Consider the following 25,949-nt stretch of genomic DNA (forward strand, 5'->3'; position numbering starts at 1 on the left):
CTATAAATATCCAAATTCCTCCACTCTCGACCGCGCCGCCGCCTGACCAAGTTGTGATACCCCCTCGGCTGGGTTTTCTTGCTATCTTGAAGCAAGAATCACTGGAGGACCGCCATTATGAAACTCACCACGTTATGGGCAGCCTCGCTGCTGGCCCTAGGATTTGCCACGCCAAGCTTGGCCGCTCAGGGCGAGCGCATCCAAATCACCGGCGAGATCATCGACACTTGGTGCTACTTCTCCGGCGTCATGGGCGGGCCGGACGCGGTGGTCGGATCAGCCCACCACACCTGTGCGCTCTGGTGCTCGGCGGGTGGTATTCCGGTGGGCCTGCTGGGTGAAGACGGCGAGGTCTACATGGTTCTCAAAATCAATGGCGACGCCCAAAACGCATCCGGCGACACAAACCTGAACCTCGCCTCCCACGAGATCACCGCCGACGGGATGCTCTATAAGCGCGACGGGCTGAACTATCTGGTCGTAGAAAACGTGATCACCGATCATGGCATCACCAACCTCAACCACGAAGATTACGGCGTCACGCCGGGCTTCGCCATTCCGGAGCCAAAGTAATGAGCACCGCACTCAAACGCCTTATTGCCGCGGCCCTGCTGGCCGCTAGCCCCGCTTCTGCGGCTGATTTTTCGCAAGGCTCCAGCGCCAAAAGCTGGAACCTCTACGCCGAGTTGCCCGCCTTCTTTGAAGCCAAAGTCGTGGATATCACCTGCGAGATCACGGGCGATTGCACCGAGAACTGCGGCAACGGAAATCGCCAACTTGGACTGCTGCGCACCGCTGACAATGTGCTGGTCTTCCCCAACAAGAACGCCCAATCCGGCTTTCAAGGCGCGACCACTGATCTGCTTCCTTTCTGCGGAAAAGCCGTCGAAGTGGACGGGTTAATCATCGAGGATGAAGACATCCAAGGCGCCACCAACATCTATCAGCTCCAAAAAATCCGCCCCCTCGGGACAAAGGAATGGACCAAAGCGAATGGCTGGACAAAGGTTTGGAGCGCCAAATACCCCGAGGCCAAAGGCAAAGGCCCATGGTTTCGCCGCGACCCGCGGGTCAACGCCCATATCGCAAAAACCGGCCACCTTGGTCTTGGCTTGGATACCGATGCTGCCTTCATCGCGGAGCTGTTCGAGTGATCGCACGCGCCCTCTTTTGCCTGGCAGTCCTCGCCCTAGGCACCCCAACAACAGCCCAGCAACCCGCCCTACCGTTCAATCTGGGCGGGGACTATGTGCTGCTCGACCAATCCGGCACAATGCGCAGCCAAGCAGACCCGGACGGCAAGCCGCAACTGCTGTTCTTTGGCTATGCCAATTGCCGCGAAATTTGCTCTGCTGCCTTGCCGTTGATGGCGCAAATTGTCGATGCGGTCACTGAGGATGGCGTCAAGGTTACCCCTGTGATGATCACGGTTGACCCAGCCCGCGACACTGTCGAAACCCTTGGTCCGGCACTGAGCCAACACCACGCTGATTTCATTGGCCTAACCGGCAGTCCGGAGCAGTTGCAGCAGGCCTATGATGCCTATCAAATCGAGACCGAGCAGATGTTTTTTGACCCTGAGTTCGGGCCGGTCTATGCCCATGGCAGCTTTCTTTATCTGCTGGACGGGCAGGGAAAATTACTAACTCTGGTGCCGCCTGTTGTCTCCCTTGAGGCCGCGGTCGGGATCGTCAAAAAATACACGATGGAGCAAAGCTGATGGCCAATATTTCAAGGCGCGCATTCATAACAGGCGGTGCAGTGGTGCTGGCGGGCAGCGCGATTTATGCCGCAGGCGGGCGCAACCTATTCTACACGCTGATCACCGAGGCCTCAGCAGCCGCACGCATTGATCCCCCCACCGCCCACAGCCAAGCCGTGGCGGGCGACATCCTTTTGGTCGATATCCGCCGCCCCGATGAATGGTCAAGAACCGGCTCCGGCGAAGGGGCCAAGCGCCTTGATATGCGGCGCAAGGATTTCGTCGATGCATTGCTAGGGCTAACAGGCGGCAAAACCGACACGCCAGTTGCGCTGATCTGCGCGCGCGGCGTGCGTTCGGCCCGCATGAACAACCGCCTGATCGAAGCGGGCTTTAGCCAAATCATCGACGTGCCTGAGGGAATGCTCGGCTCTGCGGCTGGTCCCGGCTGGCTCAAACGCGGCCTGCCGGTGGTCCAATGAAGCGCCTCCTCGCTGCGCTGTGTTTTCTCACCTCGCCAGCCCTTGCCGAGTGCGGAGCCAAAGATACCGCCTGCGAAATACCCGGCGGCAGCTACCACATCCAAACACCTGAAGGCGCGACTGGCCCCACTCCCGCCGTTGTGTTCCTGCATGGCGCAGGTGGCAAGGGGACCGGAATTTTACGCATGGGCGGCCCGATGTTAAACCGCGGCTATGCGGTGATTGGGCCAAACGGGTTAAAGCGCCCGCAGTCACGATTTGGTGCGGGATGGTCCTTTCACCCCGACCGCCCCCAACAACGTGACGAGCTGGATTTTATCCGCGATGTCATTGACGACGCAGTAAAAAACCACGGTATTGACCGCGATAATATCCTGCTGGCAGGGTTTTCCATTGGCGGCTCCATGGTTTCCTACCTTGCCTGCGACGCCCCTGATCTGGCCCGCGCTTATGCCCCTGTCGCGGGTAGTTTTTGGCGGCCTCACCCTGATATGGACGCCTGCAAAGGCCCGGTCAAGCTGCTCCACACCCACGGCTGGCGCGACACCACCGTGCCACTGGAAGGCCGCCCCTTACGCAGCGGATTAATCTATCAAGGCGACGTTTTTCAAGCGATGCAAATCTGGCGTAAAACCAACGGCTGCACCGGAATGCGCGCCGATAGTTTCGACACCTCTGGCAGCTTTTGGCGGCGCAAATGGGACAATTGCGAAGCCGGTGCGCTGGAATTTGCACTGCACCAAGGCGCCCATGGCATCCCCAAAGGTTGGGCTGAAATGACGCTCGATTGGTTTGAGGGGCTGGACGAATAAGCGCGGCCTATTCGGCTGGAACCGCCTCGTCATGCTCTAACAGAATGCGCAAACGTTGACGCTCGCGCTTGGCGCTTTGAATGATCGGTGGGGCATTGAATACCTCTGCTGTGCCAAGTTGGCGCGCCGTCCATTTGAACCGTGTCATCCGCGCGCCGCTGAGCATCGACAGAGGCACCGCCAAAAGTAGTGACACCGCAATTGGCAGCAACCAAAGGGTGATAATTCCCTCAAAAAGCCCCGCAGTCAGCAACAGACCGACAACGCTCTCGACCGCGTGAAACTTTAACACCGAACCAAGCCCATATTGCCCACCACGGCGCGACTGCGGGGTCCAAGTTTCGCGATATCCCAACCATGTGCGTGCCACCGCAATGGTTTGCTGTACCATCAAGATCGGGGCGTAGAGCACCGACACCACGATCTCGGTCAAGAAGGACATTAAGAACTGCCCTGCCCCGCCAAGATCACGCAGCGATGCCCCCGATTGCAGCAACGCGGCGGCCCCCAAAAACTTCGGGGCCAGCAGCATTCCGTACATAAAAACCAGTATTGAGAAGTTACTCGCATGGCTCATCTCGGGCCATGCCACCTGCGGATTTTCGCCGGTAAAATAGCGAATGACATTGGCCTCTTCGCCCTTACCGATCAGCGCCCAGACGCTCAGTAATGCGAACCATGCAGGCGACAGCAAATACCCCATCGCCCCATGAAACAGGTGAAACCGCGTCACCGGATGGAAGCCTTTTGTGCCCATAATATTGAGATGTTGCAGATTACCCTGACACCAACGGCGGTCGCGCAGCACGTAGTCAATCAGCGTCGCAGGGACCTCTTCGTAGCTGCCTTTCACTTGCGGCACAAAGCGCACGCCCCAGCCTGCACGGCGCAAAAGCCCGGCCTCGACAAAATCGTGGCTAAGGATCAATGCGTCCTTGGAGCGGAACGTATCCAGCCGTGGCAACCCCGCGCAAGACGCAAAAGCCGCCGTGCGGATGATCGCGTTATGCCCCCAATAATTGCCCTCTTGATCGGACCAGCGCGCCAACCCCTCGGCCAGAGCCGCGCCATAAATCGTGTTGGAAAATTGCTGTATTCGGCCAAACAATGTCTCCGCCCCGAACAGTTGCGGGAAGCTTTGGATCAGGCCCGCGGAGGGATCGCGCGCCAACTCATCGCTCAGCTCCACAATGGCCTGCCCCGACATCAAGCTGTCTGCATCAAGCACCAGCATCGCGTCGTAGCCACCACCCCAACGCGCCACCCAATCGGCGAGATTACCCACCTTGCGGTCAACATTGTCAGTGCGTCTGCGGTAGTGAATCGCCACATTTTTCGAAAGCTCCGCACGCAAGGATGCGAAGGCGCGAAGCTCTTGCCGCGCGATGGCCTCGTCGCGGGTGTCTGACAGAATAAACAACGTGTAGCAGTGCTGATGTGCCAAGTGATCAAGCTCTTCAAGCATCGCCTGCGCATTGCCGAACACATCCCACGGGGCCTCGTTGTAAATAGGCACCAAAAGCGCCACATCCTGCGCGCCCACGGGTATATTTTTGGCCTTGAGGCGCGGGCGCATCATGTTGATCAACCCGACCGTTACCGTGGAAACTGACAACGATATCCAAAAGAATGTGCTCGCGATAAGGGCGATCAGCAGCCCCTCAAAAATCGACAATCCCCCCATGGAAAACCAATTGGTAAAGGCTGCAATTAGCCCTGCGGTCGTGATGAAAGCAGGCAAAAAAGTAGCCAGCCTCCAGCCCAAAGTAGCCCGAGTTGACGCCAGCGCAGGCGCGCTTCTATCGCGGTAATTTGAGGACAAATTTTGCACGGGGAATGCCAAATTTTGCTCTGCTGGCATCAGATGTGCGGTCACGCTGTCCACCTATAAAGCCACACTTCTGTCAAAGATTTCCCATCCTTCACCAGCTGCACTCGTAGCTCTGCCGCGGTGGCCTCACCGGGGTCAAACTTGAAGGCCAACCGCACGCCACCAGTGCCCGGATTACGTTGTAAAATGCCCTCCGAGACAGTGCCACGGTTAGTCCCAATAAAGCGCGTAATGGTATCCAAATCGGCCATGGTGGTGCCAAAAACCTCATGGTCGGTGAAGTCTACCGTCATAATTACATAGGGTTTTTTCTTATCATAGCCTTTGCCGATACGCGTGTTCGAAACATGAGATACAGGGCGCGTGCCTTGCGGCTCCCCGCCCCAAGTCATCTCGTAGGAAAAGCGGTGTGAATGCCCTGCGCTCAGCGGCATGCGGGGGCGCCAATAGGCCACGATATTGTCGTATATTTCCTTGTCGGCAGGGATTTCCACCAAGGTAATTGCCCCCTTGCCCCACTCCTCGCCCGGGGTAATCCAAAGCGAGGGGCGATTGTGGTAGAGCGCCTCCAGATCGGCAAAATCTTCAGGCGCGCGCACGCGTTGCATCAGTCCAAATCCGCGTGGATTTTCATCCACAAAACTCGACACCTGCAAGCTGGATGGGTTCGCTAAGGGCCGCCACAACATCTCTCCCGCGCCGTTCCAGACCAACAAGCCTTCGCTGTCATGCACCGCCTCGCGAAAGTCGTCAAAACGGGCGCGGTTGGTTTGATCGAACAAAAACATCGAGGTCAGCGGCGCGATGCCCACGTGTTCTAGGTCCGTGCGCGGATAAAGCGTGGCCTCTATCATGACATGGGCAGGTTTTCCCGGCGTGATTTGGAACGTGTAGACGCCCGTGGTGGACGGCCCATCTAACAGAGCGTGCACGGTAATGGTGTTGGCATCACTTGACGGGGCCTCGACCCAGAAACGGGTGAACTCGGGGAACTCCTCCCCCTGCGCATCGCCCGTATTCAGCGCCAAACCGCGCGCCGACAGCCCGTAGGTTTGGCCCGTACCGATGGCGCGAAAATAGCTGGCGCCTTGGAACACCATGAATTCCTCAAAGTGCCCCGGCTTGACCAATTCGTGGCGCAAACGCAGGCCGGAATAGCCCAAATCAGGGTTGTCGGCATCATCTACAAGCGCTTGCGGGAACTTATCGTAGCGGTTGAATAACGACAGATCAAACCCCAAGGTTTGGGCTGTATCACCCTCGACAATATTGACCTCGATCGGGCGTGGAAAATATAGACCGGGATGGAACAAATCCATCTGAAAGGCGCGGTCCGTGTCCGACCACAGCGCCTTTTTGGCATCGAATGCCAACGACTTATATTGATCATACGTCAGGTCGCGCCAAGCCTTTGGAACCTCGGGCATAGGCGCGTAGGCCTGCTCGGAGAGGCGCTTGGCCTCGGCGTGCAGCAGCGCGAGCGAGAACGGCTTGGCCGCGCCCTTGAACATCGGCAACGCGCCCGCAGGGCCAGCCAAGGCGGCGGCCCCCATCATGGTCAGGAATGAGCGGCGAGACAGGCTCATGCGGTGCCCACCTTCTTGGGCTTCCAAGGGGTGCCCTTGATCCAAGCCACAAAATACGCCACGCCAATCAGCGCGGCGATGCCGACAAAGTTAACCAAAATTACCGTGCCAGTTTCGCGCCCGATCTGATCCATCGTAAAGCCCGCGATACGCGCGAACACCATGGAAAACACGAAGACCGCAAGGCTTTGCTGGCCAACTTTCATAATCACATGAACAAACTTGTTCCACGCGTTTGACGCCACCGTATGACCCTTTGCCACAAGGCGATGCCCGCCCACACCGGCCGCGACCCATGCCAGATAGGCCAGCGCCAGGAAGTGGGCATAGCGCAAAATTCCAAAGCCGGATTTGTCGATGAACGGCTTGTTGGCCACCCGCCACTCGATCACTGGATTGCCGTCGAATACGAGGCCAAACCACTCGCGGCTGACCGCCCGCACCCCGATGTTGGACAGCGGGATATTGGTCGCAACGATCACCGCCGCCAGCACAATCAGCCACGTCTTTACTGGCGGTGCTGGTATCCAGCCGCGCATGAAGGCGAACCCCGTGAAGAACACAAGTTGCCAGCCAAACGGGTTGAAAAACCAGTGACGGTTTGACCACGGTTCGGCGGGAAGGCTCAGCCACAGATCACCCGCCCCGACCTCTTCAAGCAGGCCGCGTTGCGCAAATAGCCACACGATTGCAATGACGGCGGCCATGAGCCACAGGTTAACCCGGCTCAGTGCCATGACGATCGGCATCATCAGCAAAATCACCATATACATCGGCAAAATGTCGAAATAATTCGGCACGTAAGTCAGCGTGAAGATGCCAATCAAGTTATCCGCCGTGGTCGTGACAATACCCAAAGCCTGCCCCGTGCGCCCCTCAAAGAACGGTACCAAATTCAGCGAATTGATATAGTTCTTGTCAAAAACACCAAAGCTGTCCCACCACGCCATCATCATGGCGATGGTGAAGAACATGCCCATATGCGCCCAATAGACCTGCCAAACACGGTGGCCGACACGCGCGGTTCCCAGCGCCCAGCCAGCACGATCAAACGTGCGCCCAAAGGCAATGGCCGACGCCATGCCAGAGCAGAACACGAAAATTTCCGTCGCGTCAGAGAAGCCCCAGCGCGCCGGAATCCAGCTGGTAAAAAAGTTACCCGGCGTATGGGCAAACAAGATGATGAACATCGCAATGCCGCGATAGAAATCCAGTCGCGGGTCGCGGGTCGTCACCCCCGACGTGCCGGACGCCGTGGGACTGGCGGCGAAGCTTGTCGCCGCCGTGCTCATTTTGGGTGTGGACACCATAGTCATATTCTTTGCGCCGCTTCTGTTGCCGCGCTTATTCAGCAGGTACGCGAGCCGTGCAAGCACTTGCATCACGACCCTGCGAAATGAGCGAGAAACGCGCTGCGGCATAGCCGTCTTCACGACCTGCACGCGTGCGCACGCGATCTTTCAAGATACGCTCGGCCTCGTCAAGGAAGCCGGCGCGAATTCCCGCATCAATCGTCAGGCGTTCAAACACGTCACGTTGCGCATGAGAGCCGCCGGCTTGCTGCATAGTACTGCGCGCGCGCGCAAGGTTCAAAAAGGCCGTCTTGAAGTCACCCTCGCCAAAGGATTCCAGCCCAGCCGCAGCACTTAAGCCCGGCGTCGCCATCACGCGCGATATCTCGCAGCGCCCCGACTTGGCATCTCGATGCATCCGCCCCATCAGCTTGGTAATTGCCGACTGGCGAGAGCCCCCGACAAGGGCCAACAGGTAGTGCAAGTCCGCGAAAATCAGACAGCCATCTTCGGTGCGGTTGGCCGACAGGTCCGCCAGTTCTTCCCAGCGGTCCCCCACATCAACACCGTTCAGCTCTAAGCGAGACAGCAAGGACGTGGCATTTGATATATCACGGTAGTCATCGGTTTTTTCGGCCCGGATTTCAGTGTCATACAGCGCCAAAACCACATCAGTCTGGCCAAGGTCCAGATGCATCAGCGCCTTGTGCCACCACACGTGGTAGCGAAAATTGTTGCAATGCGACCAAGCGGCCTCGCGCCCGGTGAGCCACTCCAGCCCCCCCGCAGCATTGCACGTCATATCGTAGACGTGCGCCACCGCATGCAGCCCCCACGCGTCATCCGCTGATATCTCCAAGCCCATGCGCCCGGTGGTTTCCGCACGCCCGTATTCACCGGTTTCTTCCAGCGCGAACGCATGGCAGCCCATCATATACCCGCGTCCCGCATGATCGGGGCCATATGCGCCCATTACCGCCTCAAGAGATTTACGCATCCCCTTACTGCCGCCCATCACAAAACGAATGGCGTGGCTTAATTTCATTGCCAGTGTATCGCCGGGATGCACCGCCAGAATATCTTCGAGGTGCTGAATAGCTTGGCTTGGCATTCGCTCGTAGAATGCCTTAAGCGCGTAAATGAAAGACTGCTCGCGGGCGCTAATTGGCGTCATTTGGGCGCAGGCCTCGGCCAACCCCAAAGCCTCGCGCGCAATCTCACCCAGCTCGCGGCGGCCAAGCAGCAGGTAGAACATACCTTTGACCGCATGACCCAAGGCAAAGTCAGTATCCAAGCTCAGCGTCTCACCCAAATGCGTAGGTGTCGCCGCACCATGCGCCATGAAAGCCATCAGGGTTTCGTTCCACGCCCCCAGCGCGTCGCGCGAGTTTATGGTCGTTTCTTGCCCGAATACGTCCTGATACATGACCGCTACCTTATTTTGATTCTAACCTGAGCAACCTGCCCACGGCTATCTGATAGCGATTAGTGTGCATCGGTAAACGATTGCGTCAGCACTATAACGCATACGTGAGGAAAACTGGCAAAACGGTGATTGAAACCCCGGTCCCATAAGAAAATTGGCAAAAATCCGCCAATATTTCGTATGCTTAGCTCTTCGCTGGCGACCCGCTTTTCACCAAGTCCAGCACTGCATCGGTGTCTTGCCCAAAATGCGGTGGCGGATGGCGATAAGTCACGGGCGTCTTGGACAGCTTCAACGGATTGCCAATCAGCGATACAGTCCCGCCCTCCACATCATCACGCGCCATGCTGATCTTCATACCCCGTGCCGCCACCTGATCCGAGGCAAATAATTGCCCTAGCGTATTCACCGGCCCAACAGGGACTTTGCGCGCCTCTAGACCTGCCACGATGTCGGCGTTTGGACGCTCGGCCATCAAACCTTCAAGTATCTTGAGCAGCTTCACTCTATTCTCGATCCGTGCCGGATTGGTGGCATAGCGCGTATCTGTCGCCAAATCTGGCCGCCCAAGGTAGTCACAAAACCGCACGAACTGGCTATCATTGCCTACGGCTATCAGCACATGGCCATCCGCCGTCTCAAATGTTTGGTAAGGCACAATGGTGGCGTGCTCATTGCCTTGGCGCTTGCGTTCCTGCCCAGTGCTCAGATGCGCCACACCCTCATTGATCAACCACCCGATCTGGCTATCCACAAGGGCGATATCTACATGCTGTCCCTCGCCTGTTTGCGCGCGGTGGCGCAAGGCGGCCAAAATACCAACGGTGGCATACATCCCGCACATCACATCCGCGATGCCAACGCCAACTTTCATCGGCCGCCCCTCGGGCTCGCCAGTTAACGACATGATGCCGCCAAACCCCTGCGCCATTAGATCATAGCCCGGCTTAAGGCGGTTTGGCCCGGTCTGCCCATACCCCGAGATAGAGCAATAAACCAACTTAGGATTAAGCGCCAAAAGCGCGCCATGATCCAACCCGTATTTCTTTAACCCATCAGGTTTGAAATTCTCAATCACCACATCAGCGCGCAGCGCCAAGGCACGAATGCTCTCTTGCCCCTCAGGTGTTGATATATCCAACGCAACAGACAGCTTATTGCGATTGGCACACATGAAATACGCACTCAAATCAGTGCGCGCGCCATGCGCATCGCTCACAAACGGAGGCCCCCATTTGCGCGTATCATCACCCTCCGTGCCGGGGTTCTCGATCTTCCAGACCTCAGCCCCAAGATCACCCAGTAGCTGCGTACACGTGGGTCCCGCCAAAATCCGGCTAAGATCAAGAACTTTAATCCCATCCAATGCCCCAACCACTGTCTCGGCCATATCTTAACCCTATCATTGTTCTCTAAATATCCGCGCCGCAGGCATCTACGGCTTCAAATACGACCATCATAGGATTTTCGACCAATGACAGCCGCAATCACCGTGAAACTGTCCGCATCCATCGCCGCCGTCAAGGCGTCACGCAGCTCAGCGCGCGAAGTGACAGTATGCCCCAGCCCGCCAAAAGCCCGCCCGATGGCGGCAAAGTCATGGCCTGCAAAATCCACCCCGGTATTTTTCATCTGGCGTTGGCGTTGCTTCAACTCGATCAGCGCCAGCGAGCGGTCCACAAAGACCACAAATATCGTGTTCAACCCGTGCTCGGCGGCGGTGGACCACTCCCCTGCCACCATCAACGCCCCCGCATCACCGCAAAAGCTAACGACGACGCGCTCAGGGGCCGCATATTTCGCCCCCATAGCCAATGGCACAGCACAGCCCATGGTGCATAGCGCCGAGGATTGCAGCAATGTGCGTGGGCTATAACATGTCCACATCTGTGACAGTAAAATACGGTGCGCGCCGCTATCGACCGTGGCAATCGCATCCTCGGGTAAAATCTCACGGCACTGTGCAATCACCGCCGCAGGCCCCCATGCCTCATCCACAGGGAAAGCATCAGCCAAGGCTTGCTTGGTCACTGCAACCTCGCCATCGGGCCAACTGTCATAGATGCCCCCCGTACCGCTCAAAGCGCGCAAAGCGGCTCCCGTATGGCAAATGAAATTCAAGCCAGCTTGGTGCATATAATGCAGATTTGGCTCCGCCGTGATATCAATCACCCTCGTCTGGTCCGGGTCCCAGACATCACGCCAGCCCGGGCGCATCTCTATCGGGTCATAGCCCACACAAATTACCAAATCAGCCTCGCGCACCAGCGCCAGCAAATGCTTATCGGCCAAAGGGGACAACCCAGCCCCACCCAAAGCCAGCGGATGCGTCTCGGGGATCACGCCTTTTGCTTTATAGGTGGTTATCACTGGCGCGCCGTAAGCCTGCGCAAATCGCAGCAGCTCTGCCGTGCTGTCATCATAGAGCACATCAAGTCCCGCGATAATCACCGGACGCTCGGAGCTATCAAGCCATGTCTGCGCCAATGCCAGATCATCGCCCTCAGGCGCGCTTAGCCCAGCAGGTGCGCGACGGTGCAAGCGCGGCGTTGCGGGTGTATCAGCCACCGATATTGGCACATCTATATGAACCGGGCCGCAGCGCCCTTGCGTGGCAATGCTGACGGCTTTGTCGGCAATGATATCCGCACCATCCACAGATAGGGTAAAACTGGCTTTAGTGATCTCGTCGAACACACGGCTATGATCGAGCACTTGATGCGTATAGGTCAGCGCCTCGTCGGCATCGACACAGCCCGTCAGCACAATCATCGGCACGCGTTCTTGATGCGCATTAGCCACCGCATTCACGCCGTTCATCGCCCCCGGCCCCAACGTTGCCACTAAGATAGCAGGTGCGCCATTCACATGATGCGCGCCCTCTGCCATGAAGCCTGCTGCGTTCTCGTGCTTGCACAACACAAACTCAATGCCTGCATCCTCTAGGGCATCAATCAAGGTTAACACCTCGCCGCCCGGCATACCAAAAGCGTGACGGCACCCCGCCTCGTATAGGCGCTGAGCCAAAAAGTCAGCGGCGCGTTTGGGACTGGTCATGAGGCTCTCCTTGAAGGGGTCTACCTGCTGGTATCAACCGGCAGCGGCCCCTGCAATGTTCTTGAAGATTGCGTCCAGCTCGGCGGCAGCGGCGCCAAGGTCGGGGCCAGCCTCGCCCATATAGGGCGCGAACACGAGGGAGGGCGTTTTATAACTCAGCGTCGCGCCGTCGCTGTCCTCGGTCACATAGATCCGGATCGGGGCTTCGATCATTGCCGCCGTAGACAGGCCCAAAATGCGCACGGCAAACTTGTTGTTGAACACGCCAATGACCCGATTTCCGGGAATGGTGATGCCGCGCGATTTAGCGGCGCCTGTGGGGCCTGCTTGGGTCACGACGCCCATTTTGTTGGCTTTGACGGCCTGTAGCGTATCACCAAGCAATTGCTTATAGCTCTTGGACGTCTGTATCACGACCCAACCGTCGCGCGCAGTAATATCGGTGGTGGCACCAGCAGTGACATCGGCAAAGGCAAACCCCGCCCAAAGGGTAAACACGAGAGTGAATAGCGCACGCATATGATATCTCCTTAACGTAATATGCGCTATCTTATGCCGCGCTGCGGCGGCGAACCAATCACAAGCGCGCGACATTGCTGTGAGCCTCACACAAACGCAAACTGTCCTCGCGCAGGGGGGGGGTGCCTCCACCGCCATGGGACGCATGGGGCGCGCCTGCCCCCCCGGACTACCCAATAATATTGGCATGAGCGTTGCGGGTAATCTGAGGGGCAAAACCTTTAAGTCTGCTCCTTACCCTTGCCCTCTACCCTCGACCCTCGACGCTTGCCCGCGGATTGTGACCAAAACGATCTCGGGCAAAACCCCCATCCGCACAGGAATGTTTGAGCAGCCAAGCCCACCCGAGACAATCAGGTCGCGCCCCTCTTCTTGCACATGGCCATAAGCATAGCCTGCACCAAATTTTGACGACACAATCGGGCGCATCCCAAAGAGACTGATTTGACCGCCATGCGTATGGCCCGACAACACCAGATCAATCGGTTTTGCCTCCGTATGCATAGGTAATTCGGCAAAAATATCCGGCTCATGCGCCAGCAATACACAAGGCGCATTTGGCGGCACCTTGGCCAGCGCCTTGCCCAAATCATGCGCCCCAATATGTGCGCGCATTGGTCGCCTGAACGCCTGTTGGCTATCCAGTCCCGCAAGCCAAACCCCTGAGGGGTGATCAAGCTGCACCGCATCATTTTGCAACACGGGGATACCGGCCCCATGGCACAAAGCGACGGTTTCTGGTGGGCCCATATTGGCGGCTTGCGCCTGTGCGTCGTCCCACCAATCATGGTTTCCAAGCACCGCGAACACGCCTGACGGGGCTTTTAATTGCGCCAGAACCGCGACCGTATCTTGCAAAGGCAGCGGGGTCATGAGGGCATTGCACTGCGCCGATAAATCGCCCCCGATATAGATAACATCCGCGCCCAACGCATTGGTGCGCTCGACGATCTGCTCGATGCGTGACAATGGCATGAAGCGTGTATCGGCATGGATGTCCGTTACAATCGCGACTGTAAGTGTTTGATTTATTGCTAGTTTTGGCGTTGAAACATCATAGCGCGTTTCAACAACCTGAGCGTATGCCCCCCACCAGTAATCAGCGGTGGAGCGTAAAAAACCTGCCCGCGGAGTGGCGGACAGGTTTGGGTTTTTAATACTTTTCAAGACTTCGGATCACATGCGCGAGGCGACGTTTTCCCAGTTGACCAAATTATCAAGGAAGTTGGTCAAATAAACCGGACGCTTGTTGCGGAAGTCGATGTAGTAGGAGTGTTCCCACACATCGCAGCCCAGCAGCGCTGTTTGACCAAAGCATAGTGGGTTCACGCCGTTCTCGGTCTTGGTCACTGCCAGTGAGCCGTCAGCGTTTTTGACCAACCAGCACCAACCTGCGCCGAACTGGCCTGCGCCTGCAGCTGCGAATTGCTTGTTGAACTCTTCAACCGAGCCAAAGCTGTCTTTTAGGGCTGCTTCCAGCTCGGATGGCATGGCGGATTTGCCCGGGCTCATCATTTCCCAAAACTGGTTGTGGTTCCAAAGTTGTGAGATGTTGTTGAAGATGCCGTTTTGCGCGACGGAGGATTTATCATAGGTGCCTGTGATAATGTCCTCGAGGGATTTACCCTCCCACTCAGTACCAGCGATAGCAGCGTTGCCATTGGTCACATAGGCGTTGTGGTGCAGGTCGTGGTGATATTCCAATGTCTCTTTGGACATGCCGTTATCGGCCAATGCATCATGAGCGTAAGGTAGGTTTGGAAGTTCAAAAGCCATTATCAGGGCCCCCTGTTGGAAATGAAAAATCTTGATGTCCCATAAGTGATGGTCTGGGCGCGCGGGGTCAAGACACGTTTAACGCCTCACCGAAGGGTACAGGTGCCTTTGCCCGTCTTCTTACTAAATAGAGCGCGATAGTTGAATGCAGGCACCGCTTGATTGGGCTTACGTTTCATCCCCTTAAACTACCCACCTCAAGAACCGCTCACCAAACATGAGACGCCAATGCACCCGTTATTTACACCCGGCTCCGACGCGCGACGAGGACTTGCGGCGTGTCGGGGTAGCCGAGGATTGAAGCGACGCCCGCCCCGAATACATGTCCACCGCTAGATAATATTCAACGACAGCTTTGGCAGGTTCCGTAAACCCGCGCCCTTTAGGATCATCAACAGAATGCGCCCACCGATAAAGGACGTATTTCTTTTTCTGCACCACCCGCGCCTTTGCCTTGGAGCGGGTTTTGCTGCCCCGCGCCAAAAACTCGATGGTCGCAGTTTTTGACTTCGCTTTCTGATGAACGCTCACCTGACGCAGCGACCAATCATAAGGCTTGCGGGGTTGGCCAAGCTTGCAAGAAAAGCTACGGTTCTGACCGACTTTCCAGAGCGTGTGGATCATCCCACCATTTTTCTCAGCAACTTTTCCAGCAGATTTAATCTTTTTGCTCAAAGCTTTCACCTGCTTGGCAGGGACTTTTTTGCATTTTCCCCGCCCTGAGAATGTCTCGGAAAAGCCCAGTGGGCTGGCGGTGATTTTAAAACTCATATCGGCCGTCTTCACCACGGCCCGATATACCATCGCCGCGGTTGTCGTACCGCGAGAATCCCGCATCCCTTTGATTTTCCATGTAAGGACCATCTGGCCGCGACTTTCCCGAACGATTTTTCCTGATACAGGCGCGCGAAGGCGGCGCAAAATGATCGGGTCAGAGACCGTAATTTTTTTCGACGCAGCTTCGCGCACATAGGTAAAGGCATCTGGCAGCCAACCAGAACTCCCTGCCGTTTTTGAGCATTGCATCAAGACCTGTTCTGCCTGTGCGGATTGCGGAGCACCCATCACGATGGAGGCCAATACCATTACGAAGAGGAACGGAAGCAATCGAAAATCCATAGGTAGCAGCGCCTTACTAAACAAGAATTACGCCATGGCTATCCCCTCCACCCCAGAAAGGTAAAGCGTAAAGGTTTTTCTTTGCGCCCCGTGAATAGCATATTTCGAGCATTTTCACGTCACATCCGCCCTAGGCGCGCACTTATTTAGTGAAAATCCCCACCTCGGAGCCCGGCATTGCCGCCATGCTTAATGCATCAAACACATATTGCGCCTCGGAGCGGAAGCAGATCAGTTCGAACGTTGCATCATCGCGCAGCCAAAACGCCACCGGAGCTTGGGCCAGCCTTGTGCGCCGGAACATGCCCGTGGTGAAAGTTTCGCGTGACAAATCCACTGGGGACAGCTTGGCCAGCACCTCGCGCGCGCCAGCACCTTCAATGGTGAACACCGCGCGCGCGTCCGAGACATTGACCGCAAGGGCGTGCTCGCTCGCCAGTGCTTTGGACAGCTCATCGGTGGCAGTGATCACTTTTGTGTAGGGCACCATTACCAGCAATTCATCAGGTGACATCCACGCGACTGCCTTGCTGTCTGCGCTGTTGCAGTGGCGTTGATCAGGGACGGATAGTCCCGTGGCGGACTTCACTGCCGCCTGTAATTTAGCGGACGCGAAATCACCGCGCAGGGTAATCATGCCGCGCAAACCTGCCTCGACAATAGGGGCGAAGCCTTGCGATGATGCGCCGCTCAACGCGCTGACTGCATTAGACATTTTGCTTCTCCCCCTCAGGGTCATAGAACACCGGGCTGACGATTTTGGCCTGCTTGATCATGCCATCCAGCATTGGGAAATCAATCACCTCGCCCATGCGGTCCGGCCCATGCAGCACCAACCCCATCGCAATGCCTTTGCCCAATGTGGGCGAGTGATAGGTCGAGGTCACGCGCCCTTGGGTGTTGCGCTGTGCGTTAAGGTTAACGCCATCCGCCACCGCATAGGCCCCATCGGGCAGGGTTGAGCCGTCGAGCGTTTCAAGGCCCACCAGTTTCCAGCGATTTGGGTCGGCCATGTGGCTACGTTGCTGCGCGCGTTTGCCTAAGTAGTCGTCTTTCTTTTTAGATAACGCCCAGTTCAGGCCCAAATCTTGTGGGATCACTGTGCCGTCGGTCTCGTCGCCGATCATGATGAAGCCCTTCTCGGCGCGCAGGATGTGCAGCGCCTCGGTGCCGTAAGCGGTGGCGCAAAATTCAGCCCCCGCCGCGTGCAAAGCGTCCCAGAAAGCGCGCGTTTGGCTGGCTGGCACGGCAATCTCGAAGCTCAACTCGCCCGAGAACGAGATGCGGAAAACCCGCGCATCAAAACCGCCGATTTTGCCCTCGGCCCACTCCATGAACCCAAGCGCCTCTTTGGACAAATCCATACCGCCCAGCTTTTCCAAAACCTTGCGCGCCTTCGGTCCGACGACGGCGATCTGGCCGTATTGCTCGGTCACATTGGCGGTGTAGACTTTCCAATCCCACCACTCAGTTTGCAGCCATTCCTCCATATGCCCATGGATGCGCGAAGCCCCCCCGGTCGTGGTGTGGCACAGCCATGTGTCGTCATCGATCCGCGCCACCACGCCGTCATCCATCAAGAAACCGTTCTCGCTACACATCAACCCGTAGCGGCATTTGCCCGGCTTCAGGTTGGACATCATATTGGTGTACATCATGTCGAGGAATTTGCCTGCGTCCGGTCCTTTGACGATAATTTTGCCAAGGGTCGAGGCATCGAGCAGGCCAAGGCTGTCGCGGGTCGCTTTGACCTCACGGTGGACAGATTGCTCGACGCTCTCGCCATCGCGCTGGTAGCAATAGGCGCGCCGCCAATGGCCCACAGGTTCCCAATGCGCGCCGTTATCTTCGCCCCATTGGTGTAGCGGTGTTCGGTTGAGCGGCTGAAAGATTTCACCGCGTGCTTCGCCGCCAATCGAGCCCATAGAAATAGGTGTGTAGGGTGGGCGAAAGGTGGTGGTTCCCACGGATGGAATAGGTGCATTTAGGCTATCAGCAAGGATCGCCAAGCCATTGATGTTGCTCAATTTACCTTGATCTGTCGCCATGCCAATGGTGGTATAGCGTTTGGTGTGCTCGACACTCTCATAGCCCTCTTGCGCCGCCAATTGCACGTCGGAGACCTTCACGTCGTTTTGGAAATCGAGCCACATTTTGGAGCGTAATTTATAGCTAGCCCCTTGCGGCATTTTCCACACGGGCAGCATTGCAGCCTCGGGCTGTGCGGTGGCTGTTGGGGGTGTTGATTTGCCGGGGTTATAGCCTGTGCGTGTAGCGGCAAGTTTGCCTGCGGCATCGGCGTCCGCCAGCACGGACGTGCTGTCCATCGCACCATTGGCGATGCCTGCGGGGATCACGAACGCCTCGCCGTGCGCGCCTTTGGGGGCGGCGTCAGGATTGGGTTTGAAATGCGCTTGGTCTTCGTCCCAGATCAGTTTGCCACCGCAATGCGACCACAGATGCACGACCGGAGACCAGCCGCCTGACATGGCGACCGCGTCGCATTCCACATGCTCCAGCACCATGCCTTGGCCCGCCTGCGCGCAAAGGTCGACGCCCGTGACACGCTTGGAGCCTTTGACCTGTGCGATGGCTTTGCCAGTCTCGACACGAATGCCCAAAGCGCGCGCTTGATCGACCAGAGCGCCGCCACCATTGGGGCGCGCATCGATGATGACCGGGATATCCAGCCCCGCCTGTTTGAGTGTGATCGCAGTGCGGTAGGCGTCGTCATTATTGGTGACAAGCACCGTGCGATCGCCCGTGCTGACGCCAAAATTGGTCACGTAATCGCGCATGGCCGAGGCCAGCATGACGCCGGGGATATCATTGCCTGCGAAAGCTAGAGGGCGCTCGATTGCGCCAGTGGCGGTGATGGTTTGGCCTGCGCGGATACGCCAAAGGCGGTGGCGCGGCAGGTCCGGGTTGGGGGCGTGATCGGTGATCCGCTCATAGGCGGTGACATAGCCGTGATCATAGACACCCGCGCCCATCATGCGGGTGCGGATTTGCACATTGTCCATCGCGTCGAGGGTTTCGAGCGTCTGCGTGATCCACGTATCGGCCGGTTTGCCGTCAATCTCGACGCCATCGACGGGCGCGCGGCCCCCCCAATGGGCGGTTTGCTCGATCAACAGGGTTTTGGCACCCGCTTGCCCCGCTGCAAGTGCGGCTTGCAATCCTGCGATGCCGCCACCGATAACGAGGACATCGGTGAAGGCATAGAAATGCTCGTAGCGGTCCGCGTCGCGGTCTTTGGGGGCTTTGCCGAGGCCTGCGGCTTTGCGGATAATCGGCTCGAAGATGTGTTTCCACGCAGGCGCAGGCGCCATGAAGGTTTTGTAGTAGAACCCTGCTGGCATGAAGCGCGCGGCGTAGTTGTTGAGCACGCCGATATCATAGTTCAACGAGGGCCAGTGGTTTTGGCTCTCGGCGGTGAGACCGTCGAACAGCTCGGTCGTGGTGGCGCGCGCGTTTGGCTCGAACTGGCCACCCTTGCCGAGGTTTACCAGCGCGTTTGGCTCTTCCGCACCCGACGCCACTACGCCACGCGGGCGGTGGTATTTGAACGAGCGGCCCATCAGCATTTGGTCATTGGCCAACAGGGCGGAGGCGAGGGTGTCGCCTTCAAACCCGTGCATGGTTTGGCCGTTGAATTGGAAGGATATCCGCTTAGATTTATCGAGCAGGCGGGCGCGCGCGGCTAGTCTGGTGCTCATGTTATCGGGCCTTCGCTTGGGTGGAGGTGTTGGAGCCTCCGGCGGGGATATTTATGGAACAATGATGGGTCATGATGCGTCCAGCCAGTTGGCGTAGGTCCAGTCGGGGTGTTTTTCGGTGATGGCTTTTACGATGTCTTTTGGGGGCTTGGTGGTTTGGGCGCTATAGGTGCCGTAGACTTCGAGCGTGGTGGTGGAGCGCGCGGCGTGGAACCACTTGCCGCAGCCATTGGCGTGGCGCCAGCGTTCCAGATGGACGCCGCGCGGGTTGGCGCGAGTGAACAGGTATTGCTCGAATGCCGCGTCATTAGCGCCAACGGTTTCGCGGGTGATATGGGCTTGGCCGCCTGCGTGCAGTTCGGTCTCCTCGGCGTGGGTGCCGCAATAAGGGCATTCAAGGATCAGCATTGGCGGCTCCGAATATTCATGGGTGTCTCATACATTTGGACTATCAACTTCCCCATGCTCTAGGACGGCCTGAGCGGCCCCTAGGATTTGCGTGTGAAGCAGTGTGGCGGCTTCTATTTGGCTGTCGCTCAACTGGATGAAACCATCCTCGTTGCGGTGCTCGATAGGCCATTCAAGGAGGCGATGAATGTCGAGTTGATAAAAGCTCATGTCGCCATAGGGACGTTTAGGATCGACCACCGGGCCTGCAATTTCGCCCGCTGATTGCGCGTCACGCATATCGTCTTCATCGGGCCAGTCCCATGCCAGATTACGCACCAGAGTGATAAGGTCTGGCGTGAGCGTCACCTGCGGCGCCACCCCATCGGGGGGTGAGGAGAGTGTGTATTTACCCGGTGCTATTTGTGCCGTGGCGCAAAACTGCGCAATTGCGGCGACCATGGATTGGAGAAACGCTATTTGAGTAGCCTCCGAGCGGTCTTCGCCCAACAAGAGTGTGAGGTGTTCCATGGTAGACGCATCACGGTAAGGGTTTTGCGGGTCTAGCTCCGGCGCGCCGTTCTCGGTGCGTGACCAGTGCAGTCGTGCCAGTTTGATCAAGGCAAGGTGGGGCGCTGTGAAAGTGAAGCTTTCGGGATAAAGCACGTCCCATTCAGGGTCCTCGATCAAGGTTTCGCGTGCTTGTGCGCTCAAGGCTAGTTCTCTGAGCGTGGCTTTTTTACTGCCTGAGAGCCCCCGGATGAGGCTCCATAATCCGCGTGATTTTGCCATCAGTGTGCCACCCCTGCGGCGACAGATTCGTCGATGAAACGGCCCTCTTTGAAGCGGTCCAGGCCAAACTCAGCCGTTAGTGGTGAATGGCCTTTGGCGACAAGTTCTGCCATCGCCCAGCCAGAACCCGGGATGGCCTTGAAGCCGCCAGTGCCCCAGCCGCAATTGATAAAGCAGTTGCCCAGCGGGGTTTTGGATAGGATCGGCGAGCGGTCGCCGGTGATATCCACGATACCGCCCCATTGGCGCAGCATTTTGAGGCGCGAGAGCATCGGGAAGGTCTCGATCAGCGCGCGCACGGTTTCCTCGATATGTTGGAACGAGCCGCGTTGGGTGTAGTTGTTGTGCCCGTCTGTGCCGCCGCCAATCACCATCTCGCCCTTGTCAGATTGCGACAGATAGCCGTGCACGGTGTTGGCCATCACGACGATGTCCATGCAGGGTTTGATTGGCTCGGAGACCAGCGCTTGTAGCGCCACGGATTCAATCGGCAGGCGGAAGCCCGCGAGGCCCGCCACATGGCCGGAATTTCCCGCCACTACGATGCAAAGTTTATCGCAATCGATATCGCCTTTGGTGGTGGATACGCCTGTGACCTCGCCGCCCTTGCGCTTGATATCGGTGACTTCACATTGCTGGATAATGTCCATGCCCATATCAGAGCAAGCGCGCGCGTAGCCCCATGCCACCGCATCGTGGCGTGCGGTGCCGCCGCGCGCTTGGAACAACCCGCCCAGCACCGGGTAGCGCGGACCTGCGATGTTCATGATGGGGCAGATTTCTTTGACGCGTTGCGGTGAGATGAATTCGGTTTTCACGCCCTGCAATGCATTGGCGTAGACCGTGCGTTGGTAGCCGCGGACCTCGTGGTGGGTTTGGGCCAGCATCAACACGCCACGCGGGGAGAACATGACGTTGTAGTTCAGGTCTTGGCTCATCGTCTCGTAGAGGGAGCGCGATTTCTCGTAGATCGCGGCCGACGGGTCTTGCAGGTAATTGGAGCGAATGATGGTGGTGTTGCGCCCGGTATTGCCGCCGCCAAGCCAGCCTTTCTCGATCACGGCGACGTCTTTGATGCCGTGATTTTTGCCAAGGTAATAGGCGGTGGCGAGCCCGTGGCCGCCTGCCCCAATGATGATGATTTTGTATTTCTTTTTAGGTGTGGGTGAGGCCCATGCGCGCTCCCAGCCGGAATGGTATCTGGCGGCCTCGCGCGCGATGGCAAATGCGGAGTAACGTCTCATGGGCACATCCCTTGGCAGTGGTTGGGTTGGTTTTGCGGCAGCTAAGGGCGAAATGAGCCGCTGGTTTCGGCATAACATGCGCCACTTGCGACAATGACGGCCACAACAGCGCCCTTGCACGCGAATGAAGGTGGACTTTGGGGGCCATGGAGCCGTATTTGGAAGAACAAAGAAAGGGCAGCTATGGGCGAAGTTTTTGACGATATTATCGAGTTTTCCGACGTCTTGCCAGACATGCGACCTATAGCTGGGCTGGATTTGGGGACTGTGACGCTTGGGGTGGCTGTCTCGGACAGCTTTATGTCAGTGGCAACCCCGTTGGAGACCATCAAGCGCAAGAAATTTGGTGTTGATGCGGCAGCTTTGTTTGCGCTTTTGCAGAGCCGCAACATTTGCGGGCTGGTTTTGGGATTGCCGTTGAATATGGATGGCTCGGAGGGGCCGCGGGTTCAATCGACACGGGCCTTTGCGCGTAATTTGTCGCGCCTGACCGAGCTGCCAATTACCTTTTGGGACGAGCGTCTGTCGACGGTTGCGGCCGAGCGGGCGCTGTTGGAGGCAGACACCTCGCGCAGGCGGCGTGCCGAGGTGATTGACCATGTGGCGGCAGGTTTTATTTTGCAAGGCGCGTTGGACCGCATCCGCCACATAAAGGCCAACCGGTGAGCGACGAAATTTGGCACCGAGACGAGGTGAAAAGCCCCTGCATTAAGGTTTGCCTTGTGCATCCGGTCGAGCGGATTTGCACGGGCTGTTTGCGTACCATCGACGAAATAGCCGCGTGGTCTGCCATGAGCAATGAAGCACGGGTCGCACTGTTGCAGGAGTTGCCGTCGCGTGCCGAGCGGCTGAAGAAACGCCGTGGCGGGAGGGCGTCGCGCCTGTCCGGGCGGGCGCGGTAGCGGGATTTTCTGTGCCATGCCGGCTCATGGATGACGAGCTTTGAGGCCCGCCGCGTTGGGATGCACCGGCCAGCAGGAGCGGCGCATCGTCTATGTGCATGATGCCAACATCTATGGCGCTGAAAAGACCTTTGGGCGCCACAAGAACCGCGAGAGGCAAGGCGTTGTGGTTCACGCCAAAGAAGGGAGCGTTGCGACGTTCATTGATGCTGTGGTGAGAAGAACTAAGCATAAAGTACTGAAACTGTTGAATTTTAATAAATACAGCAATCAAATCCGCGTGGGGTTATGGCATGATCCACGAGGCGTTGATCAAAGGATGGGACCAGCTAGAATACACCGCAGAGACCCTTATCTGAATTGGCGGCAGCAAGCGCTAGTACGATGAAACCATTAAACCAAAACCATCACAAAAATCGCCCCCGGCACCAATGCGGTGGCGTGCATCGCCAAACTATCGGGCGGTTTCGTCAAGGCCGGTTTCAATTATCAGGTCGGGGACAAGATGGGCCGGTTCGAGGGACTGTGGGCCTGCGCGCGCGCCGATGGGCGCGTCACGCTTCACTCCCCCAGTGTGCCGCCGGGGCAATTCAGATTTAACAGCTTCGCGCTCAAGAGGCTCTAGCGTGTCCGCACAGATAGGCCTATGGACGGGGCTATGACTGATATACTGACAGATAACCAATTCGAAATTTTCGCCGTTGCCCCTCCGGGGTTGGAGCCGTTGCTTTTGCCGGAGTTCCGCGCCTTGGGCTACAAGGACGCGCGCTATGGGCCGGGTGGCGTGACGTTGATGGGCGATTGGAGCGATGTCTGGCGCTTGAATTTGGAGCTGCGCGGGGCCAGCAAGGTTTTGGCGCGCATGGGCTCGTTTCGCGCGATGGATTTGGCGCGACTGGATCATCGGGCCACGCAATTTCCGTGGTCTGACTTCTTGTTGCCCAACACTGACGTGCGCGTCGAGGTCACATGCAAGCGGTCCAAGATTTACCATGCAGGGGCGGCAGTGCAACGCATCGAGCGGGCCTTGCGCAAAGTTGGCGTGACCGTATCCCAACAGGGCAATGTCACCCTAAAAATCCGCATCGAGCAAAACATCGTCAGCGTCAGCGTCGACACGTCTGGCGAAGGCCTGCACAAACGTGGCCATAAGGAGGCCGTGGGCAAGGCCCCGATGCGCGAAACCATGGCCGCCTTGCTGCTGCGCCAAGCAGGCTATGACGGCGCGGACGCGGTACTGGACCCGATGTGCGGCTCGGGGACGTTTTTGATCGAGGCTGCGGAAATCGCCCAAGGGCTGCAACCGGGGCGGTCTCGCGACTTTGCATTCGAAAAACTTGCGGGCTTTAACGCAAAGACATTTAAAGACATGCGCCGCCCGGTCTCAACACTTGATGGCCCACCACTTTTCTTTGGCTCTGACCGCGACTCTGGCGTTATCTCAATGGCACAGGCCAATGCCGAACGCGCAGAGGTGGACGCCCTATGCCAGTTCAAATGCCATGATGTGCAAGAGCTGGAATGCCCAGACGTCCCCCCCGGTTTGGTCATCGTGAATCCACCCTATGGCGGCCGGATCGGCAACAAAAAGCACCTCTACGCAGTTTATGGCAAACTTGGCGTGACGCTGAGCGAAAAGTTCAGCGGTTGGCGCGTGGGCATCATCACCTCAGAGCCGGGATTGGCCAAAGCCACAGGCCTGCCACTCACCCAAGGGCCAAGCGTGCCCCATGGCGGATTGAAAGTCTGCCTGCACCAAACGCCGCCCTTGGCATGATGCGCCAAATAAAACATGTAGCGCGCCGTTAGGCGCTCCTTTTTCTAAAAGCCGATCTGGAGCAGGTGTAAAAACGATACTGATGCGGTACGCAGGCTCTCAAGTCTTGCTTTCGAAAAGCACTGGCGGTTGGGAAAAACCTCTGCAAGAAAAACAAACGCGCCCTAATTTTTCTCACCTGAGGTCAGGTCAAACTCACTGCGGCTTGCGCTGTTTGAACCGCCTCTAGTGCCTCCAACACCAGCACCCTGCCCGCGCCGGGTTTATGTGCGCCCTCGGACAGAATACGCCGCCAATGACGCGCACCGGGCTGGCCTGCAAACAGGCCCAACATGTGGCGTGTTACCTGTGCCAGCTTGCCGCCCGCAGCCAAATGATCCTCAATATAGGGCAGCATAGCGTGCACCACATCGGCGCGTGTTTTGCTGCTGGGCGCGTCGCCAAATACCAGCTCATCGGCTCTTTCGAGGATGTCCCAAGGTTGGTGATAGGCCGCCCGCCCATACATCAACCCGTCCAGCGCGCCCAGATGTGGCAAGCCCGCCTCAAGCGTCGCCAACCCGCCATTGAGCGAGATATGCATATCCGGAAACGCCGCTTTCATCGCATGCACAATGTCGTAATCCAGCGGCGGCACATCGCGGTTTTCTTTCGGGCTAAGCCCTTTCAGCCATGCTTTGCGCGCATGGATCGTGACACGGTTTACACCTGCATCACGTACGCGAGACAGGAAGTCCGGCAATATCACATCGGGGTTTTGATCATCCACACCGATACGGCATTTTATTGTAATTTCAATAGGTTGCGCCTTAATCATTTCCGCCACACATTGAGCAACGAGCGCAGGTTGCTCCATCAGCACGGCGCCAAAGCTGCCAGATTGCACACGATCAGACGGGCAGCCGACGTTCAGGTTAATCTCGTCATAGCCCCGCTCGGCACATAGCACCGAGGCCTTGGCCAGCTCCACCGGATCGGACCCGCCAAGCTGCACGGCAACGGGGTGCTCTGCTTGCCCGAACTCCAACAAATGCAACGCCCCACCGCGCACCAGCGCAGGGGCCGTCACCATTTCCGTATACAGCAACGCCCGCTTTGAGATCAGCCGATGCAGGTGCCTGCAATGGCGATCTGTCCAGTCCATCATGGGGGCGATGGAAAGGCGGGCATTTTGATGTAAATTGTATCTTTTACTTTCAGACACTTACGGACCTACAGGCTATAACTTCGACAAGGTGTCTAATTAGTCGAAAATTAAGCGGGCAACAATAGGCGTGAGTAAGCAACAATAGATACTCGTTTTTACTGATGGCCGGGTGTGACGGTCTACCTATCATCCCAATCAATCCAGTCAGGTTGGTGTTTTCCAACACCAGTCACGCAAGAAAACCCTACGCAAGCATGCGCAACTTCACTGCTGGACAAAGGGTGGGAAGCGGGCCTTCGCTGCAAGTGCGTCCAGACACATGAGTTTCCCCAAAGGGGACATTCACAACGGAAGGTATGAGGTGCCCCTAGTTTTCTAG

At 57.5% G+C, this 25,949-nt stretch carries 24 protein-coding genes; 8 read left to right on the forward strand and 16 right to left on the reverse strand.

Going from position 1 to position 25,949, the window contains the following annotated elements; genetic code table 11:
- Positions 1–117 precede the first annotated feature (117 nt).
- Genes AC3Y7R_RS05215 through AC3Y7R_RS05235 form a run of 5 tightly spaced genes read left to right on the forward strand, consistent with a single transcriptional unit; the run spans position 118 to position 2,996 of the window.
- Positions 118–573: a hypothetical protein gene (locus AC3Y7R_RS05215; RefSeq protein ID WP_490040937.1), complete on the forward strand. Its 456-nt coding sequence runs from the start codon at positions 118–120 to the stop codon at positions 571–573.
- On the forward strand, positions 573–1,154 hold the full coding sequence (locus AC3Y7R_RS05220; RefSeq protein WP_490040938.1) for a hypothetical protein: 582 nt from the start codon (positions 573–575) through the stop codon (positions 1,152–1,154). The genes AC3Y7R_RS05215 and AC3Y7R_RS05220 overlap by 1 nt, the downstream gene beginning before the upstream one ends.
- Entirely contained in the window at positions 1,151–1,720 is a 570-nt protein-coding gene (locus tag AC3Y7R_RS05225) for an SCO family protein (RefSeq protein WP_490040939.1), read from the forward strand. Before AC3Y7R_RS05220 ends, AC3Y7R_RS05225 begins: the two co-directional genes overlap by 4 nt.
- On the forward strand, positions 1,720–2,184 hold the full coding sequence (locus tag AC3Y7R_RS05230) for a rhodanese-like domain-containing protein (RefSeq protein ID WP_490040940.1): 465 nt from the start codon (positions 1,720–1,722) through the stop codon (positions 2,182–2,184). The genes AC3Y7R_RS05225 and AC3Y7R_RS05230 overlap by 1 nt, the downstream gene beginning before the upstream one ends.
- Positions 2,181–2,996, forward strand: a complete 816-nt coding sequence (locus tag AC3Y7R_RS05235) for a CE1 family esterase (protein WP_490040941.1) — start codon at positions 2,181–2,183, stop codon at positions 2,994–2,996. Before AC3Y7R_RS05230 ends, AC3Y7R_RS05235 begins: the two co-directional genes overlap by 4 nt.
- A 7-nt stretch (positions 2,997–3,003) precedes the next feature.
- Here the strand turns inward: AC3Y7R_RS05235 and mdoH are convergent, their stop codons facing one another.
- The 15 genes from mdoH to AC3Y7R_RS05310 all read right to left on the reverse strand — a co-directional run bounded on the left by mdoH (position 3,004) and on the right by AC3Y7R_RS05310 (position 21,744).
- Positions 3,004–4,872, reverse strand: a complete 1,869-nt coding sequence (mdoH, locus tag AC3Y7R_RS05240; RefSeq protein ID WP_490040942.1) for a glucans biosynthesis glucosyltransferase MdoH — start codon at positions 4,870–4,872, stop codon at positions 3,004–3,006.
- The gene (locus AC3Y7R_RS05245) at positions 4,869–6,413 is read right to left on the reverse strand and encodes an OpgD/OpgG family glucan biosynthesis protein (RefSeq protein ID WP_490040943.1); all 1,545 of its coding nucleotides are present in this window, start codon (positions 6,411–6,413) and stop codon (positions 4,869–4,871) included. Before AC3Y7R_RS05245 ends, mdoH begins: the two co-directional genes overlap by 4 nt.
- Positions 6,410–7,729: an OpgC family protein gene (locus AC3Y7R_RS05250; protein WP_490040944.1), complete on the reverse strand. Its 1,320-nt coding sequence runs from the start codon at positions 7,727–7,729 to the stop codon at positions 6,410–6,412. Before AC3Y7R_RS05250 ends, AC3Y7R_RS05245 begins: the two co-directional genes overlap by 4 nt.
- Positions 7,730–7,757: 28 nt before the next feature.
- Positions 7,758–9,131, reverse strand: a complete 1,374-nt coding sequence (locus AC3Y7R_RS05255; protein WP_490040945.1) for a tetratricopeptide repeat protein — start codon at positions 9,129–9,131, stop codon at positions 7,758–7,760.
- Between the two features lie 184 nt (positions 9,132–9,315).
- Positions 9,316–10,521 (reverse strand): CaiB/BaiF CoA transferase family protein, encoded by a 1,206-nt coding sequence (locus AC3Y7R_RS05260; protein WP_490040946.1) that lies wholly within the window; start codon positions 10,519–10,521, stop codon positions 9,316–9,318.
- Positions 10,522–10,574: 53 nt separating this feature from the next.
- A complete protein-coding gene (locus AC3Y7R_RS05265) occupies positions 10,575–12,188 on the reverse strand; it encodes a thiamine pyrophosphate-binding protein (protein WP_490040947.1) in 1,614 nt (537 codons plus the stop codon).
- A gap of 33 nt (positions 12,189–12,221) precedes the next feature.
- Positions 12,222–12,707 carry a DUF302 domain-containing protein gene (locus AC3Y7R_RS05270; RefSeq protein ID WP_490040948.1) on the reverse strand — a complete coding sequence of 162 codons (486 nt, stop codon included), beginning with the start codon at positions 12,705–12,707 and terminating at the stop codon, positions 12,222–12,224.
- Positions 12,708–12,941: 234 nt separating this feature from the next.
- Positions 12,942–13,874 (reverse strand): metallophosphoesterase, encoded by a 933-nt coding sequence (locus tag AC3Y7R_RS05275; RefSeq protein ID WP_490040949.1) that lies wholly within the window; start codon positions 13,872–13,874, stop codon positions 12,942–12,944.
- A 9-nt stretch (positions 13,875–13,883) separates the two neighbouring features.
- Positions 13,884–14,483, reverse strand: a complete 600-nt coding sequence (locus AC3Y7R_RS05280) for a superoxide dismutase (RefSeq protein ID WP_490040950.1) — start codon at positions 14,481–14,483, stop codon at positions 13,884–13,886.
- 237 nt (positions 14,484–14,720) lie between these two features.
- Positions 14,721–15,602 carry a hypothetical protein gene (locus tag AC3Y7R_RS05285; protein ID WP_490040951.1) on the reverse strand — a complete coding sequence of 294 codons (882 nt, stop codon included), beginning with the start codon at positions 15,600–15,602 and terminating at the stop codon, positions 14,721–14,723.
- A 142-nt stretch (positions 15,603–15,744) separates the two neighbouring features.
- Positions 15,745–16,317, reverse strand: a complete 573-nt coding sequence (locus AC3Y7R_RS05290) for a sarcosine oxidase subunit gamma (protein WP_490040952.1) — start codon at positions 16,315–16,317, stop codon at positions 15,745–15,747.
- Positions 16,310–19,321: a sarcosine oxidase subunit alpha family protein gene (locus tag AC3Y7R_RS05295; RefSeq protein WP_490040953.1), complete on the reverse strand. Its 3,012-nt coding sequence runs from the start codon at positions 19,319–19,321 to the stop codon at positions 16,310–16,312. Before AC3Y7R_RS05295 ends, AC3Y7R_RS05290 begins: the two co-directional genes overlap by 8 nt.
- Positions 19,322–19,390: 69 nt before the next feature.
- Positions 19,391–19,729, reverse strand: coding sequence for a sarcosine oxidase subunit delta (locus AC3Y7R_RS05300; protein WP_490040954.1), 339 nt, complete (start codon positions 19,727–19,729; stop codon positions 19,391–19,393).
- Positions 19,730–19,756: 27 nt separating this feature from the next.
- The gene (locus AC3Y7R_RS05305; protein WP_490040955.1) at positions 19,757–20,422 is read right to left on the reverse strand and encodes a hypothetical protein; all 666 of its coding nucleotides are present in this window, start codon (positions 20,420–20,422) and stop codon (positions 19,757–19,759) included.
- 77 nt (positions 20,423–20,499) lie between these two features.
- Positions 20,500–21,744, reverse strand: coding sequence for a sarcosine oxidase subunit beta family protein (locus tag AC3Y7R_RS05310; protein ID WP_490040956.1), 1,245 nt, complete (start codon positions 21,742–21,744; stop codon positions 20,500–20,502).
- Between the two features lie 183 nt (positions 21,745–21,927).
- Between AC3Y7R_RS05310 and ruvX the strand changes: the two genes are divergently transcribed.
- From ruvX to AC3Y7R_RS05325, 3 genes are all read left to right on the forward strand, one after another.
- Positions 21,928–22,410: a Holliday junction resolvase RuvX gene (gene ruvX, locus AC3Y7R_RS05315; protein ID WP_490040987.1), complete on the forward strand. Its 483-nt coding sequence runs from the start codon at positions 21,928–21,930 to the stop codon at positions 22,408–22,410.
- Complete coding sequence (locus AC3Y7R_RS05320) at positions 22,407–22,646, forward strand: DUF1289 domain-containing protein (protein ID WP_490040957.1); 240 nt, start codon at positions 22,407–22,409, stop codon at positions 22,644–22,646. The genes ruvX and AC3Y7R_RS05320 overlap by 4 nt, the downstream gene beginning before the upstream one ends.
- Positions 22,647–23,304: 658 nt before the next feature.
- Complete coding sequence (locus tag AC3Y7R_RS05325; protein ID WP_490040958.1) at positions 23,305–24,423, forward strand: THUMP domain-containing class I SAM-dependent RNA methyltransferase; 1,119 nt, start codon at positions 23,305–23,307, stop codon at positions 24,421–24,423.
- Positions 24,424–24,607: 184 nt separating this feature from the next.
- On the opposite strand, the gene dusA is transcribed toward AC3Y7R_RS05325, so the two are convergent.
- On the reverse strand, positions 24,608–25,627 hold the full coding sequence (gene dusA / locus AC3Y7R_RS05330) for a tRNA dihydrouridine(20/20a) synthase DusA (protein WP_490040959.1): 1,020 nt from the start codon (positions 25,625–25,627) through the stop codon (positions 24,608–24,610).
- Positions 25,628–25,949 lie beyond the last annotated feature (322 nt).

This window comes from Litoreibacter sp. (assembly GCF_058136045.1).